This window comes from Paenibacillus sp. sg306046 (genome assembly GCF_059821225.1).
This window is the reverse complement of the sequence record NZ_JCAMRT010000012.1, coordinates 78,513-92,002: the sequence shown is the minus strand read 5'-3', so window position 1 is coordinate 92,002 and position 13,490 is coordinate 78,513. Positions and strand designations below refer to the sequence as shown.

16 protein-coding genes are annotated in these 13,490 nt (G+C 54.4%); 11 read left to right on the top strand and 5 right to left on the bottom strand.

Features of this window, described 5'->3' with window-relative positions; translation table 11 throughout:
• Positions 1-16 precede the first annotated feature (16 nt).
• From urtC to gerQ, 5 genes are all read left to right on the top strand, one after another.
• Positions 17-1,177: an urea ABC transporter permease subunit UrtC gene (gene urtC, locus AC6ROY_RS14085; protein WP_500101168.1), complete on the top strand. Its 1,161-nt coding sequence runs from the start codon at positions 17-19 to the stop codon at positions 1,175-1,177.
• A gap of 42 nt (positions 1,178-1,219) precedes the next feature.
• Positions 1,220-2,011: an urea ABC transporter ATP-binding protein UrtD gene (urtD, locus tag AC6ROY_RS14080; RefSeq protein WP_500101166.1), complete on the top strand. Its 792-nt coding sequence runs from the start codon at positions 1,220-1,222 to the stop codon at positions 2,009-2,011.
• On the top strand, positions 2,001-2,723 hold the full coding sequence (gene urtE, locus AC6ROY_RS14075) for an urea ABC transporter ATP-binding subunit UrtE (RefSeq protein WP_500101164.1): 723 nt from the start codon (positions 2,001-2,003) through the stop codon (positions 2,721-2,723). Before urtD ends, urtE begins: the two co-directional genes overlap by 11 nt.
• A gap of 123 nt (positions 2,724-2,846) precedes the next feature.
• The gene (locus tag AC6ROY_RS14070) at positions 2,847-3,680 is read left to right on the top strand and encodes an aldo/keto reductase (RefSeq protein ID WP_500101163.1); all 834 of its coding nucleotides are present in this window, start codon (positions 2,847-2,849) and stop codon (positions 3,678-3,680) included.
• A gap of 384 nt (positions 3,681-4,064) precedes the next feature.
• On the top strand, positions 4,065-4,562 hold the full coding sequence (gene gerQ / locus AC6ROY_RS14065; protein ID WP_500101162.1) for a spore coat protein GerQ: 498 nt from the start codon (positions 4,065-4,067) through the stop codon (positions 4,560-4,562).
• A 165-nt stretch (positions 4,563-4,727) separates the two neighbouring features.
• Here the strand turns inward: gerQ and AC6ROY_RS14060 are convergent, their stop codons facing one another.
• Complete coding sequence (locus AC6ROY_RS14060; RefSeq protein WP_500101161.1) at positions 4,728-5,048, bottom strand: hypothetical protein; 321 nt, start codon at positions 5,046-5,048, stop codon at positions 4,728-4,730.
• Between the two features lie 126 nt (positions 5,049-5,174).
• Between AC6ROY_RS14060 and AC6ROY_RS14055 the strand changes: the two genes are divergently transcribed.
• Positions 5,175-6,158, top strand: a complete 984-nt coding sequence (locus tag AC6ROY_RS14055) for a metal-dependent hydrolase (RefSeq protein ID WP_500101160.1) — start codon at positions 5,175-5,177, stop codon at positions 6,156-6,158.
• A 192-nt stretch (positions 6,159-6,350) separates the two neighbouring features.
• On the opposite strand, the gene AC6ROY_RS14050 is transcribed toward AC6ROY_RS14055, so the two are convergent.
• Positions 6,351-6,578: an alpha/beta-type small acid-soluble spore protein gene (locus AC6ROY_RS14050; protein WP_500101159.1), complete on the bottom strand. Its 228-nt coding sequence runs from the start codon at positions 6,576-6,578 to the stop codon at positions 6,351-6,353.
• A gap of 152 nt (positions 6,579-6,730) precedes the next feature.
• Between AC6ROY_RS14050 and AC6ROY_RS14045 the strand changes: the two genes are divergently transcribed.
• Positions 6,731-6,931 carry a DUF5325 family protein gene (locus tag AC6ROY_RS14045; protein ID WP_500101158.1) on the top strand — a complete coding sequence of 67 codons (201 nt, stop codon included), beginning with the start codon at positions 6,731-6,733 and terminating at the stop codon, positions 6,929-6,931.
• Between the two features lie 124 nt (positions 6,932-7,055).
• Here AC6ROY_RS14045 and AC6ROY_RS14040 read toward each other — a convergent pair whose 3' ends face one another.
• Positions 7,056-7,709 (bottom strand): TetR/AcrR family transcriptional regulator, encoded by a 654-nt coding sequence (locus AC6ROY_RS14040; RefSeq protein WP_500101157.1) that lies wholly within the window; start codon positions 7,707-7,709, stop codon positions 7,056-7,058.
• A gap of 237 nt (positions 7,710-7,946) precedes the next feature.
• Here AC6ROY_RS14040 and AC6ROY_RS14035 point away from each other — a divergent pair, with 237 nt between their 5' ends.
• A complete protein-coding gene (locus AC6ROY_RS14035) occupies positions 7,947-8,732 on the top strand; it encodes an SDR family NAD(P)-dependent oxidoreductase (RefSeq protein ID WP_500101155.1) in 786 nt (261 codons plus the stop codon).
• Positions 8,733-8,845: 113 nt separating this feature from the next.
• On the opposite strand, the gene trpS is transcribed toward AC6ROY_RS14035, so the two are convergent.
• Positions 8,846-9,835 carry a tryptophan--tRNA ligase gene (gene trpS, locus AC6ROY_RS14030; protein WP_500101154.1) on the bottom strand — a complete coding sequence of 330 codons (990 nt, stop codon included), beginning with the start codon at positions 9,833-9,835 and terminating at the stop codon, positions 8,846-8,848.
• A 556-nt stretch (positions 9,836-10,391) separates the two neighbouring features.
• Here trpS and AC6ROY_RS14025 point away from each other — a divergent pair.
• Positions 10,392-11,537, top strand: coding sequence for a permease (locus AC6ROY_RS14025; RefSeq protein WP_500101153.1), 1,146 nt, complete (start codon positions 10,392-10,394; stop codon positions 11,535-11,537).
• Positions 11,538-11,548: 11 nt separating this feature from the next.
• On the top strand, positions 11,549-12,517 hold the full coding sequence (locus AC6ROY_RS14020) for a TIGR03943 family putative permease subunit (RefSeq protein WP_500101152.1): 969 nt from the start codon (positions 11,549-11,551) through the stop codon (positions 12,515-12,517).
• A 125-nt stretch (positions 12,518-12,642) separates the two neighbouring features.
• On the opposite strand, the gene AC6ROY_RS14015 is transcribed toward AC6ROY_RS14020, so the two are convergent.
• Positions 12,643-13,137, bottom strand: coding sequence for a hypothetical protein (locus AC6ROY_RS14015; RefSeq protein ID WP_500101151.1), 495 nt, complete (start codon positions 13,135-13,137; stop codon positions 12,643-12,645).
• Positions 13,138-13,242: 105 nt separating this feature from the next.
• On the opposite strand from AC6ROY_RS14015, the gene AC6ROY_RS14010 reads away from it, so the two are divergent.
• Entirely contained in the window at positions 13,243-13,470 is a 228-nt protein-coding gene (locus AC6ROY_RS14010) for an alpha/beta-type small acid-soluble spore protein (RefSeq protein ID WP_072334850.1), read from the top strand.
• The last annotated feature ends 20 nt before the right edge of the window (positions 13,471-13,490 follow it).

The window sequence follows — 13,490 nt, the reverse complement described above, 5'->3', positions numbered from 1 at the left end:
AAGGAGTGCTGCACTTATGTTAAGCCTGCGAATATTCGGCGGCGGCAAGCTCAAGCTTGCCCTCACCGCCGTCCTGCTGATTGTCTTGCTTGCGGCTCCGCTGCTGCTGTCGGAATTCCGGCTCGGCTTGCTCGGCAAATTTTTGGCATTCGCCATTTTGGCGATCGGCATCGACCTGATCTGGGGATATACGGGTATTCTGAGTCTCGGTCACGGCGTGTTTTTCGGCCTGGGGGCGTATGCGATGGCGATGCATCTGAAGCTCGTCGCCTCGGGCGGCAGCTTGCCCGACTTTATGTCCTGGAGCGGCGTCGAACGGCTGCCCTGGTTTTGGGTACCGTTTCATTCGGCAGGACTTGCGATGCTGCTGGCCGTCGGCATCCCTGTACTGACAGCTTTGTTTATCGGCTATTTCACGTTCCGCAACCGGATTCGCGGCTCCTTCTTCTCGATTCTGACCCAAGCGACCGTCATGATTGCCGTTACTTTGTTCGTCGGACAGCAGGGCTATACCGGCGGCACCAACGGGCTGACCAGCTTTACGACGTTCCTCGGATTATCGCTGCACGACCCGTCGGTCAAACGCATGCTGTACATGGTCACCGTGCTGCTGCTCGGGCTGGTGCTGCTGCTTGCGCTGAGGCTGGCTTCCGGCAAGCTTGGCCATATTTTGATCGCCATGCGCGACGCTGAAAACCGCGTCCGGTTCCTCGGCTACAACCCGCTTGTCTACAAGCTGTTTATTTATGGGCTGTCCGCAGCGCTGGCCGGTTTGGCCGGTATGCTGTTTGTACTGCAGGAAGGCATTATTTCACCTGCTCAGATGGGAATTGTGCCGTCGATCGAAATGGTGCTTTGGGTAGCCGTCGGCGGCCGCGGCACGCTGTTCGGCGCCGTCATCGGCACTGTGCTGACCAACACGGCCAAAACGGTGCTGAGCGAGGCTTACCCGGAATGGTGGCCGATTGTGATCGGCGCCCTGTTTATTAGTGTAACGATGCTGCTGCCGCAGGGGCTGGCAGGTGCGGTCGTCCAGGGCGTGGCACGACTGCGCGCGCGGCAGGGCGGCCGGCCGGCAGCCGGAGCAGCTGGCGAATCAGCCGGGTCAGCAGCCGGACCAGCCGCTCACCGACTGGCCGCAGCGGCACGCGCCGAGCCGAAGGCCGAGCAGTCCTGAACAACATTTACAAGCCTACTCTATTGACGGGAGGAATGACTGATGCACCCATCCAAGGCCATACAGCAAGAAGCCGCCGGCCCCCTCATTCGCGTAGAGCAGCTGGAGGTTCGCTTCGGCGACTTCCGGGCGATCCGCGGCTTAAACTTTTCGCTGTCATCCGGCGAGCTGCGCTTTCTGATCGGCCCGAACGGCGCCGGAAAAACAACGCTGCTTGACGTGCTGTGCGGCAAAACAAAACCGACGGCAGGCATCGTCCGCTTCAAGGATACATGGGATCTCGGCAGCTACCAGGAGCATCAGATCGCCCAATTCGGCATCGGACGCAAATTTCAATCGCCCTCCATCTTCGCTACATTGTCGGTGCTGGACAATATGCTGCTGTCGCTTAAGCAGCAGCGCGGTCTGCTGCGCGCACTGCTTGCCTCCAAAGCGGCCGGCCAACGCGAACGAGCTATGCGGCATCTGGAAACGGTCGGTCTCGCTCATAAAGCCGGGCTGCAGGCAGGCTCGCTCTCCCACGGCGAGAAGCAATGGCTTGAAATCGGCATGCTGCTCAGCCAGGAGCCTGAGCTGCTGCTTCTTGATGAACCGGCCGCAGGCATGACGGACAGCGAAACGGAAAAAACCGGCGAGCTGCTTGTCGAGATCAGCCGCGCACAGACGGTCATCGTCGTCGAGCATGACATGGAATTTGTGAAACGATTTGCCGGAACCGTCACCGTCATGCATGAAGGGACCGTACTGCGGGAAGGCACGATGGCCGACATTCAGGCGGATGATCAGGTGGCGCACGTTTATTTGGGAAGGAGGACCGAACGGCATGACGATTGAGGCAGAGCAAGGACTTGTACTTGAAGGGCTGACATCAGGCTACGGAGAAAGCCTGATCGTCCGGAATGCCTCGCTGCAGGTGCGGCCGGGGCAGGTCGTCTGCCTGATGGGCCGCAACGGCGTGGGCAAGACGACGCTGCTGCGCACCGTCATGGGGCTGATCAAGCCCCGCTCGGGGCAAATCCGGTACAACGGGCGCGCGCTCACCCGAATGTCTCCCGCCCTGCGGGCCAAGGCTGGCATTGGCTATGTGCCGCAGGGCCGTGACATTTTCCCGCAGCTTACGGTGGAAGCCAATCTGCTGCTTGGGCTGGAGGCCGCTTCGCCGGAGCGGCGGCGCGCCGGCCTTCCTCCGGCGATTTTCGCCCAGTTCCCGGTGCTGAGCGAGATGCTGCACCGCAAGGGCGGCGAGCTGAGCGGCGGGCAGCAGCAGCAGCTCGCCATCGCGCGGGCGCTGGCCGCACGTCCCCGGCTGCTCGTACTTGACGAGCCGATGGAGGGCATCCAGCCATCCATCGTGCAGGACATCGAGCGGGTCATTGAAGCGGTCAAAGCGGAGCGCGCCACCTCGGTGCTGCTCGTCGAGCAAAGCCTTGATTTTGCCGCCCGGATCGCCGATTACGTCTATGTGCTGGATAAAGGGACTGTCGTCGCTCAAGGAGATGCGCGCGCTCTGAACGCGGACATGATGCGTCGGCATTTGGCGGTGTAAACGCCCCGCTTGTATCCGCTGTCTTTTGCTTTGTCTCTCCCGCTCCGAATGTGCTATCATGGATAGGAACGTCCTGGGCGCCAGGAATTATCTATTCGGATTCAGAGAAGGGAGCAACGATCCATGACCTCCATCACGCACATTCAGGATACCGTAACGCTTCACAATGGCGTCAGCATGCCATGGCTCGGACTCGGTGTATGGAAAACTCCGGACGGAGACGAAGTCGTCCGCGCTGTCACCGACGCGCTGCAGGCCGGCTACCGCTCCATCGACACCGCGGCCATTTACGGCAATGAAGCCGGCGTAGGCCAAGCGATTCAGGCAAGCGGCATTCCCCGCGACGAGCTGTTTATTACAACCAAAGTATGGAACGGCGACCAAGGCTTCGATTCGACGCTGCGCGCCTTCGAGGAAAGCCGCAAGAAGCTGCTCGTGGAGACGGTTGATTTGTATTTGATCCACTGGCCCGTGAAGGAAAAATACAAGGAAACGTGGAAGGCACTCATCAAGCTTTATAATGAAGGGCTTGTCCGCGCCATCGGCGTGAGCAACTTCCATGCCCATCATCTCCGCGATATTATCGAAGACAGCGGCGTTGTGCCGACTGTCAATCAGGTAGAGCTCCATCCGCTGCTGCAGCAGCGCGAGCTGCGTGAGTATTGCCGCGCCCATCGCATCCAGATGGAGGCGTGGAGCCCGCTGATGCAGGGCAATCTCGATCTTCCTCTGCTGACGGAGCTGGCAGCCAAATATGGCAAGTCTCCGGCACAGATCGTGCTCCGTTGGGATTTGCAGCAGGATGTCATCGTCATTCCGAAGTCCGTGAAGGCGGCTCGCATTCAGGAAAATGCCGATATTTTCAACTTTACGCTGTCCGACGAGGACCTGGCCCGCCTGGATCAGCTTGACACCGGCAAACGGTTCGGCTCCAACCCGGATACGTTTAACTTCTAGGTTTTAACTATCCGGAAGCTGTTAACTTCCGGCTTCTTTTCTCCGAACCGCAAGCTCAGGCTTGCGGTTTTTACTTGTCCAATGCCCCGCAGCTTGCCGCTTCCACCAAAAAATACAATCCCCGACTGGTCAATAATTCCAAATTGCCATCATATAATAAGAAAAGCTACAGATCGAAGCATTTTCGATGACGCTGCATTCGTGTTCTAGCGGTTGCTTTTCTTGCGATAATAGAATCGTTCAGCTTCGCTGTACAATCAGTCAAACACCGGCCGTTACAAGCCGCACCGCTTCTTGTCGCCTACCAATGAAAACTGCCCGCAAGTATACGGCGCCTTTTAGCCGGATGCTGCAGGCTGTTATAAAAAGGAGGTTTTAACCGACATGTACAACCAGCCCTTCAAGCCAAACGCCGCCCCTTACGGATACCCGGCCTTCCCGCAAGCTCCCGGGGGGATGAATCCGGCAGGCATGGGTCAGACCGGCGTCAGCCCTGCCGCGGCAGCTCCGCCTCAAGTGCCGAACGGAGCGCCGATTACGCCGTACGGCACCATCGGCAACATGATCGCTCCCCAGCCCGTGCCGGGAGCACCGGGCGCGCCGGGCATGCTGCCCATTGAGCAATCATTCATTGAAAACATCCTCCGTCTGAACCTGGGCAAAATGGCCACGCTGTACATGACGTACGAAAACAACTCGCAATGGAATGCGAAAATTTTCAAAGGCCGGATCGAAGCTGCCGGAAGAGATCACATCATCATCAGCGATCCGAAAACCGGCATGCGTTATTTGCTGCTGATGGTCAATCTCGATTACATCACCTTCGATGAGGAACTGCAGTACACCTATCCATACGGCGCTCCGTCCCAGGGCGGCCGGTAACATCCGCACATACCGCCTGACTGCCGGCGTCTTCCCGCCGGCGGCCCTGCGAAGAAAGGCAGACCGGGTTTCAAGGTCTGCCTTTCTTTTTTCGCGCTGCTTGCGGGAAGCAGTGATGCAAGCCAGCGGTTATTTTTCGGCGACAGCAGCTGAAAGGTTCGGCTTCTACGCGCCCTCCGGCGAGTCGATCGGCCGAAATTGCCACATATGGATTTTTGCGCGCCCTCCGGGCACCCACAGCTCCAGCGCTGTCCAGCGGCGTGCCGCTTCCCCCGCTTCGACCGGGGCGTCGCCCAGACGGGCCGCCTTCATAGCTGCATAAGCTTCATCGCTCAGTCCGCTCCAAAGCTCTACAAATAAATTCGGCTGCTCTGTGCCTTCATAAATGACCAAATTCGGCTGCTCCTGTTTCAAAACAGCGGCCCATGTCAAATAATCCGTACGATAAGCCGGCTCAATCCGGTATTCCACAAAAATAATCGGCAACGTTTTCACTCCCTTGACTTTTTTTGTAGCGGTTGAAGCTTTATTTTGCTCAAGAAAATGATACACTACAAGAAGTAGACTGCAAATGGCAGTTGGCAGAATTATGCTTCACCAGGAGGTTCGTCCATGGATACCGGTACCCATCTCGTCATCGGGCTGGGCCTGGCAGGACTCGCTTATGTCGATCCTGTCGTCGCCGCAGACCCTGTCGTCGCTACGGCGGTCCTGATCGGAACCGTCATCGGCTCGCAGGCCCCCGATGCAGATACGCTGCTTCGTCTGAAAAATAATGCGGTCTACATCAAAAACCATCGCGGCAAATCACATTCCTTGCCCGCACTGCTTATCTGGACCGCGCTCATTTCCGGCATGCTCTGGCTTCTGTTCGACGGCTTGCCGATGCTGCACGTCGCTCTGTGGGTATTTATCGCTGTAGCCTTTCATGTATTCACTGACCTGTTTAATACGTATGGCACGCAGGCGCTTCGTCCGTTTTCGGAACGATGGGTGTCCTGGAACATTATCCACATTTTCGATCCGTTTATTTTTTTGTCCCATGTACTCGCCGTGTTCTTGTGGGCGGTCCACGCGCTGCCGCCACAGACGATTTTCCCGGTGCTGTACAGTCTGATTGCCGTTTATTATGTATGGCGTTCCTGGGACCACTATCGGCTCGAATCCGGGCTGCATGTGCTGGATCGCGAATATGCGGCGGGTGAGCGCTACACGCTGATCCCTACCGTGCATCTGTACAACTGGCAGGTGGTGAAACGCCGAGCGGACGGCTCCTACCGGCTCGGCGAATTCAAAAGCGGCCAATTGACGTGGGTCGATCATGTACGCTGCGATGCTCATCCTGCCGTGGATGCGTCCAAAAGCCATCCGAACGTCGCTTCCTTTCTGTACTTTACCTCATTTGCCTGCGCGGAGATGAAGGAGCATGCGTGGGGGTATGAGGTGCGCTGGGCTGATGTGCGGTACCGTCACCGCAAGCAATATCCGTTTGTAGCGGTGCTGAGGATGGACAAATCATTCGAAACGCTGGATTCCTACGTCGGCTGGATGAATGATTCCAAGCTGGAGAAGAAGCTTCGCGTAGACTTGAGCTGACCCCGAGCCAGGCAAGACAGACAGGCATGACCGATGACAGGCGGAGCCGGCGCGAGACGATCGCAGCCAGCGATTCCGCCTCTTGTCGTGCTTGCGCCACTCTCGCGCGGCCGCATGCATGCGAAAAAGCTCAGGGAGCATGCTCCCTGAGCGTGTAGCGATCTTGCCTTGCTTGTGCGTCACCGATTGCAATTAGCGGGCTTGTTGTCCGGCAATTGCCTGCTCGGCGATTTGCACGAGGCGGCGGGTAATATGACCACCGATTGCTCCCGTGTCACGGGAAGCCATGTAGCCATAGTAACCGTCTTGAGGAATTTGAATGCCCAGCTCCTGAGCTACCTCATACTTCAATTGATCCAATGCCTGAGAAGCTTGTGGTACGACCAGAGCGTTGCTGCTGCGGGATTGACCTGCACCCATGTTCAGCACTCCTTTCGATTGGATATGATGTTTAATGGATTTGCAAGCTTGCGAGCTTAGTATGTGTCGGTTGTGGGAAACTATACACGCATTTTATGAAATAACGTCCGCTTGTTCAAAATTTGCTAAAGATAAGGGGTAACTCCACTGCTATGAACAAACCACTTGCCTTGTTGTATGCCATGCTGGGTACGGCGCTGCTCGCTGCGATCAGCTTCTTCATGGCCGCCGGCCGTCCCTGGATGGCCGTGCTGGCCGCGATTGTTTCACTCTTTTTTATCGGCTCCGGGTTTATCGTCAAAGCCCGCCAGCGGAGAAAACGGGAGCAGTCAGCCAAACCCGGCGATCAGTAAACGGCAGCCTGCCTCAAGCCTCGTCATCCGCGCGCAGAAAAAGCTCAACCCGGCCGTTTTCGCCGTCGTTGAGCTTTTTTGTCCACAATGTAGAACCTTGCATACTTGCATAGATGTTACTTGATTAACGATCGTCCCTATAAAACGTGTTGACTAAATTCAACATGGATCTGTCGTACAGCATCTTTGCTGTTGCTTCGTTTTGAATATGTCCCCCTGAATACAGGTGAATAACACCATGCAGCGATGCCCAAACAAGATTAACAACAAGTAAGGGGTCCTTCTCGGAAATAAACCCCTGCTCAATGGCTTTTGTAATAATGTTGGTTATTTGTTGTAATGCGGTTACCATAGCCTGTAAACTTTCCTCTTCCGGTTTGAATTCGCTAAAGGCCCCGCCAAACATTACCATATAATAACTTGTATAATCCTTCGAAAAATTCCAGTAGGCTTGCCCCAGGTCAAGAAGATATTGTTTGAGATCTGCTTGCATGGGAACGGCCTGAAACGCATCAGCTAACAAGTTGCAGCCTTCCATAAAAAGTTCTTTTGCAAGACCTTCCTTACTTCCGAACAATTTATAAATTATTTTTGTGGGACATTCCATTTTTTCAGCCACTCTGCGAATGGTTACAGCTTCGGGACCGGATTCCTGCATAATCCATGCAGCGGCTTCAATAATGTTGCGCCTCAATAGTTCATTATGCTGAAGTTTGACTTTTGGGTAGGTTGTAACTTGATGATTGTCTGCGGAAGGGATATCGGATGAATTTTGCATGTAATTTCACACCCTTAGAACTTTAGTTTTCTCGATTTATCTATTTTTCTAGAGCTTATTTTACTGTTTCGGAGGGTAAAATGCCAATTTATCCATAGATTTTTCATGTATCTATTTAAACAAGTCAGTTGTCCAAAATTATTAGCCGCTCTATTTGACAACGTAATTTCACTTAGATACAATGTTTTATATTGAAACACTGTTTCTATTAGCGGATTAAAAAGGAGAAGTGATCGAATGCTAGCAATAAAAAACAAATGGACGCTGATCACAGGCGCTTCTTCGGGTATAGGTGAAGCATTTGCGCATGAGTTTGCAGCAAGAGGGAGCCACTTGATTTTAGTTGCCCGCTCGAAAGCTAAGCTGATTGCTTTAGCGGAGAAACTACATAAAAAACACGGTATTCAGGCGCAGGTAATTGTTTCTGACTTATCTCAAAGTGGTTCTGCGGCGGAAATCTATCAACAATGTGTTCAACATGGTCTGCATGTTGATTGTCTAATTAATAATGCGGGTTTCGCTACCCATGGACTTTTTGAACAACTGTCAGGACCAAGGCAGCATGATGAAGTGATGCTGAATGTAGCGGCGGTTGTCAATCTTACTCATTTATTTTTACCGGATATGTTGAAAAAGAAAAGCGGAGTGGTTATTAACGTGGCATCAACTGCAGCATTTCAGCCTACTCCTAATATGGCGGTATACGGGGCTACAAAAGCATTCGTGTTATCATTTACAGAGGCGCTATGGGAGGAAAATCGAAAACGCGGCGTACAATTTCTTGCGTTATGTCCCGGGTCTACGGAAACAGAGTTTTTTAACGTTGTAGGGGCAGATGAAGCCTCTGTCGGAAAGCGGGATACTCCAGGAAATGTGGTTCAGGTTGCACTTCGCGCGCTTCAAGCTAAAAAGGTATATGCGATCCCAGGGCTAAAAAACTTTATTTCTGCTCAAATGTCTCGCTTCTTCACAAGAAAACAAATGCTTTTTGTGGTCGGGAGAATGCTCCAGGCACGTCATTAAACCACTTATCGCGATGAGCACCCCGGCCATGAGGAGTGCTGTGTGTCACTAAAAAGATAAAAAAAGTAGAGTGACATGTTCTTGACATGTTCACTCTACTTTCTGACTCTAAATTAGAGAACCGTAAATCCCATCTTCCGCTTCACTTCATTTAAAGTCTTGTTCGCTTGCTCGCTCGCGCGCTCCCTGCCATCGCGCAGGATACGGTGCAGCTCCCCCGATTCGCGAATATCCCGATACATTTGCTGCAGCGGCTCCAGCAGCTCAACAACCGCTTCCGCGAGCCCTTTCTTAAACGGTCCGTAGCCTTGCCCGTCATACATCGCTTCGATCTCGGCAATCGGCTTGTCCGTCACCGCCGAGTAGATGCTCAGCAGGTTGCTGACCTCCGGCTTGTTCGCCGGGTCATATTTGACTTCACGCCCGGAGTCCGTGACCGCGCGGCTGATTTTTTTACGGATCACATCCGGCGTATCCAGCATCGCAATATAGCTGCCCGGCGTCGGGCTGCTTTTGCTCATTTTTTTGGACGCGTCGTCCAAGGACATAATGCGGGCGCCAACCTCCGGAATATAGCCTTGCGGAATTTTAAACGTGTCGCCATACTTGCCGTTAAAGCGATGCGCCAAATCACGCGTCAGCTCCAGGTGCTGCTTCTGGTCGTCGCCGACCGGTACCTGATCCGCCTGGTACAGCAAAATATCGCCCGCCATCAGCGACGGATACGTGAACAGACCTGCGCCGACCGACTCCTTGCCGGCCGACTTGTCCTTGAACTGGGTCATGCGCTCCAGCTCGCCCATATACGTCATTGTCGTCAGCAGCCAGCCCAGCTCCGCATGCGCGCTTACGCTGGATTGCAAAAAGACGGTGGCCAGCTTCGGATCAAGCCCGGCTGCCAAATACAGGGCGGCTACCGCCTCGGTCTGATCCTTCAGCGCGGCCGGCTCCTGCGGAACGGTGACCGCATGCAGGTCCACCACCATGAAGTAGCAATCGTGGGTATGCTGCAGCTTCACATAATTTCGCAATGCGCCAATATAGTTGCCCAGCGTCAGTTGACCGCTCGGCTGCATGCCGGATAATACGCGCGGCTTTGTCATGGTTCAATCCCTCCGAATTTGTAGCGTTTGAATGATTGGTCTGCGCAAACACAAAAAGGCCTCTCCCCGCAAGGGACGAGAGACCGTGGTACCACCCTAATTCGCCTGCAGCAGCTGCCATCGTCGATCTGATGGATCGCGACGCCCAAAACGGCACGGTGCGAAACAGGCTGCAAGCCTTCATACTCCTATAACGGGGAGCAGACGGATAAGCATACTGACACGCACATTCAACGGACTACCTGACGGTGCATCCGTGCCGGGCCCGGCTTGCGCGAGCGTTCCTCCTTCAGCTCGGGGACCCATTCGGCTGGCGCTGTCTGCCGGTTCACACCATCCACCGGCTCTCTGAGAGAGACATGCTGCCGCCTACTTATTCCCGTCATCGCTTGTTAGAAGCATTGTATCGAACGCTCCGAAACATGTCAACCTGTTGTTCCCCAAACATTTCCGCCCCCTTCCCCGGCATTCGCCCAAAAACTTGTCCTGTTTCTAAACACGCGCGCATACGTTATACTAATAATAATTATTACGTTTGGTAAGGAGGCATAGCCTTGTGCCCTTGATTGTCCAACACTGGCTCACAAATGTATTAGCCGTTTTATGCCTGCTGATGCTGATTTTGATTTTTACGCAAAAGCAGGTCCCGGACTTGTCCTGGCTCAGCTCGGATGCGATGCAAAATTTTAAAACCATTTTTATCAGTATCGTTTTGGAGGCTTTGCCCTTCGTCCTGCTTGGCGTGCTTGTTTCCGCGCTGCTGCAAATGTTTGTATCCGAGCAGACCATCCGCCGCTGGGTGCCCAAAAACCCGGTGCTTGGCGTGCTGTTCGCCTGCGTGCTGGGCATTATTTTCCCGCTGTGTGAATGCGGCATGATTCCCGTCATCCGGCGGCTCATCCTCAAAGGAATGCCCGTATACGTCGCCGTCGTGTTTATTTTGGCCGGGCCGATCATTAATCCGGTTGTGTATGCTTCGACGTTCATGGCCTTCCGCACCCGGCCGGAAATCGCCTATTCCCGCATGGGGCTTGCCCTGATTGTCGCCGCGACCGTAGGCTTGCTTGTGTATCGGCTCGTCCGGTCGAACCCGCTGCGCCTTCAGAAGGGCGACCCGTACGAGCATGCACATGCACATGCTCACGAACATGATCACGGACGACATCATAGACATGAGCACAGGCCCGACCACTCGCACGCGGCTGGGCACAGCCACTCCCACAGTCACAGTCACGATCATAGTCACAGAGGCAGCCACAACCATCATCACGCTAATCCAGCGCAAGGCTTACGGGGGCGAGTGTTCGGAGTGCTCGGTCATGCGTCCGATGAATTTTTCGATATGGGCAAATATTTGATTTTCGGGGCGATGCTGACTGCTATAATCCAAACCTTTATGTCCCGCGATCATCTGGTGTCCATCGGCGAAGGAACGGTCAGCTCGCATCTGTTTATGATGGGCTTCGCGTATGTGCTGTCGCTCTGCTCCACCTCGGACGCCTTCGTCGCCTCCTCGTTCGCCACGACCTTTTCAGCAGGCTCCCTGTTGACTTTTCTCGTATTCGGGCCGATGCTGGATATGAAAAGCACACTGATGCTGCTCTCGGCATTCCGCGTTAAATTTGTTCTGCTCTTGACCGCGCTTGTCATCCTTGTGACCTTGCTTAGCTCCTTATTGTTCGAACGTATCTTTTTCCTATGAGGTGACTGGAAATGAGTCCACGACTGCTTAGCTTGCATCATGCGATCAAAGCGCTTATTTTATTTGGTTTTGCCGGATATATCGCGTATTTGGTCCAATCTGAACGCATTTTGCTGTACATTGCTCCCCGGATGACGGACTATGTCAAATGGTCGGCGCTTGGCCTTTACGCAGTAGCCGCTTATCAGGCTTATCAGGCCGTGAGGACGCTGCGCACCCGGCCTGAGCCTGCTTGCGATTGTGGGCACAACCATACGCCATCCAAATCGGTGCTGAAACATACCGTTGTCTACGGGCTGTTTATTTTGCCGCTGCTGCTCGGCTTCGCCTTGCCCGATTCCACACTCGGCAGCAGCCTCGCCGCCAAAAAAGGCATGAACCTGAGCAGCGCCAGCTCGGTGAAAAAGGAAAGCACGCTGTCGGCCGATAGCGCAAGCTCTAATTCGCCGGATGCGACCCCGCCGACTTCTGAAGCTGCAAGCGGCCTTTCCGGCACAGCCGCGACCGGAGAAAACACAGGAAGTACAGCCTCGCTGGATGAGCTGTTCCCTTCCGACAAGTTCACCAAGCAATATGCAGATTACGCGAAAAAGCTGTACACCCGGGATACGATTCCGGTATCCGAGGAATTTTTCATGGAGACACTAACTTCAGTGGACCTTTATCTCGACCGCTTTGTCGGAAAAAAGCTGGAGCTGACCGGCTTCGTCTACCGGCAGGAGGACATGAACGAGCGGCAATTCGTGATCGGACGCTTCTCGATCCAGTGCTGCTCGGCGGATGCGGCCCCGTTCGGCGTGCTGGCGGAGTATGACCGGGCCAATACGCTCGCTGAGGACAGCTGGGTGACCGTCACAGGTAAAATCGAAAAAACGAAGTTTAACGAGGCGGAAATTATGGTGCTGAAGGTGGAGAAGGTCGTCCGGGCCGAGCCTGCCAAAACGCCTTATGTATACCCGAATATGAATTTCGGGCTATAGCGTACGCTGCATGCATGCCGTGCCCATATTTACGCCAAGCCAAGGCTTGGCCAGAAAAAAAACCGTACGACGTCCCATTCAGGGCCGTGTACGGTTTTTTAGGCGTTGACGGCGCGGCTCGTCAGCTACGGCTGAACAGGCAGCTTGTCCAGCAGCTTGCCCACCGTAGCCACCGTGTCCTTGTACAGCGGCTGGTAGTCAAGCGGCTCGACGAAAGCAAGGAACGTTTCGCCGATCTTCCGAACCTGACGCACATAATCGTCCCGATTTACCCGGTATTCGGCCAGTAGACGCGGCTCCCCGTGCTCGCGCTCCTCAACTTCCTCCAGCTCCAACACCGGCTCATTGGGAAGATGACGAACGGTAAAGGAAAACCCCCGGCACTCCGGGTCTCCGCACCCGCAAATAAAAAACGGCACCTTCTCCCAAGCGTCGATCCCTCCCCAACGGTCAGGCGATACATCCTGCATGGCGCTGAGCAGCAGCGCAGGGAGCCCGACATCAATACAAAGCGGCTCCTCGATGACGATCTCGCCGTCAATGTCCAGCAGCACATCCGCATGCACAATCTGCAGGTCGGTATCCCAGGACCAGTTGCGATAACTTAACGTAAATGCCATGCGTTTCATTCCTCTCCCGGCTAAGATGGGCATAATTACCAATTGACAAATCGAGTAGTTCTTCCCTGGCAGAACATACTACGTATCAGAATGGAGGTGAACTCAATGGGTGCAGGACAATCCCGCAGCAGTAACGCTTTAGTCGTTCCTCAAGCTTCCCAGGCTCTCGACCAGCTCAAATATGAGGTTGCTCAAGAACTGGGTATTCAGATCCCGCAAGACGGCTACTATGGCTTCATGGCTACCCGCGACACGGGTGCGATTGGCGGTCATATTACACGTCGTCTCGTACAAATCGCCGAGCAGCAGCTTGCCGGCAAGTTTTCCCGATAAGGCAATACCTCGAATACTTA

Bases quoted from the DNA above. Each gene is read 5' to 3' on its own strand.
- AC6ROY_RS14070 (WP_500101163.1), top strand. From the start codon at position 2,847: ATGACCTCCATCACGCACATTCAGGATACCGTAACGCTTCACAATGGC.
- trpS (WP_500101154.1), bottom strand. From the start codon at position 9,835: ATGACAAAGCCGCGCGTATTATCCGGCATGCAGCCGAGCGGTCAACTG.
- urtD (WP_500101166.1), top strand. From the start codon at position 1,220: ATGCACCCATCCAAGGCCATACAGCAAGAAGCCGCCGGCCCCCTCATT.
- gerQ (WP_500101162.1), top strand. From the start codon at position 4,065: ATGTACAACCAGCCCTTCAAGCCAAACGCCGCCCCTTACGGATACCCG.
- AC6ROY_RS14040 (WP_500101157.1), bottom strand. From the start codon at position 7,709: ATGCAAAATTCATCCGATATCCCTTCCGCAGACAATCATCAAGTTACA.
- AC6ROY_RS14055 (WP_500101160.1), top strand. From the start codon at position 5,175: ATGGATACCGGTACCCATCTCGTCATCGGGCTGGGCCTGGCAGGACTC.
- AC6ROY_RS14020 (WP_500101152.1), top strand. From the start codon at position 11,549: ATGAGTCCACGACTGCTTAGCTTGCATCATGCGATCAAAGCGCTTATT.
- AC6ROY_RS14045 (WP_500101158.1), top strand. From the start codon at position 6,731: ATGAACAAACCACTTGCCTTGTTGTATGCCATGCTGGGTACGGCGCTG.
- AC6ROY_RS14035 (WP_500101155.1), top strand. From the start codon at position 7,947: ATGCTAGCAATAAAAAACAAATGGACGCTGATCACAGGCGCTTCTTCG.
- urtE (WP_500101164.1), top strand. From the start codon at position 2,001: ATGACGATTGAGGCAGAGCAAGGACTTGTACTTGAAGGGCTGACATCA.
- AC6ROY_RS14050 (WP_500101159.1), bottom strand. From the start codon at position 6,578: ATGGGTGCAGGTCAATCCCGCAGCAGCAACGCTCTGGTCGTACCACAA.
- AC6ROY_RS14010 (WP_072334850.1), top strand. From the start codon at position 13,243: ATGGGTGCAGGACAATCCCGCAGCAGTAACGCTTTAGTCGTTCCTCAA.
- urtC (WP_500101168.1), top strand. From the start codon at position 17: ATGTTAAGCCTGCGAATATTCGGCGGCGGCAAGCTCAAGCTTGCCCTC.
- AC6ROY_RS14015 (WP_500101151.1), bottom strand. From the start codon at position 13,137: ATGGCATTTACGTTAAGTTATCGCAACTGGTCCTGGGATACCGACCTG.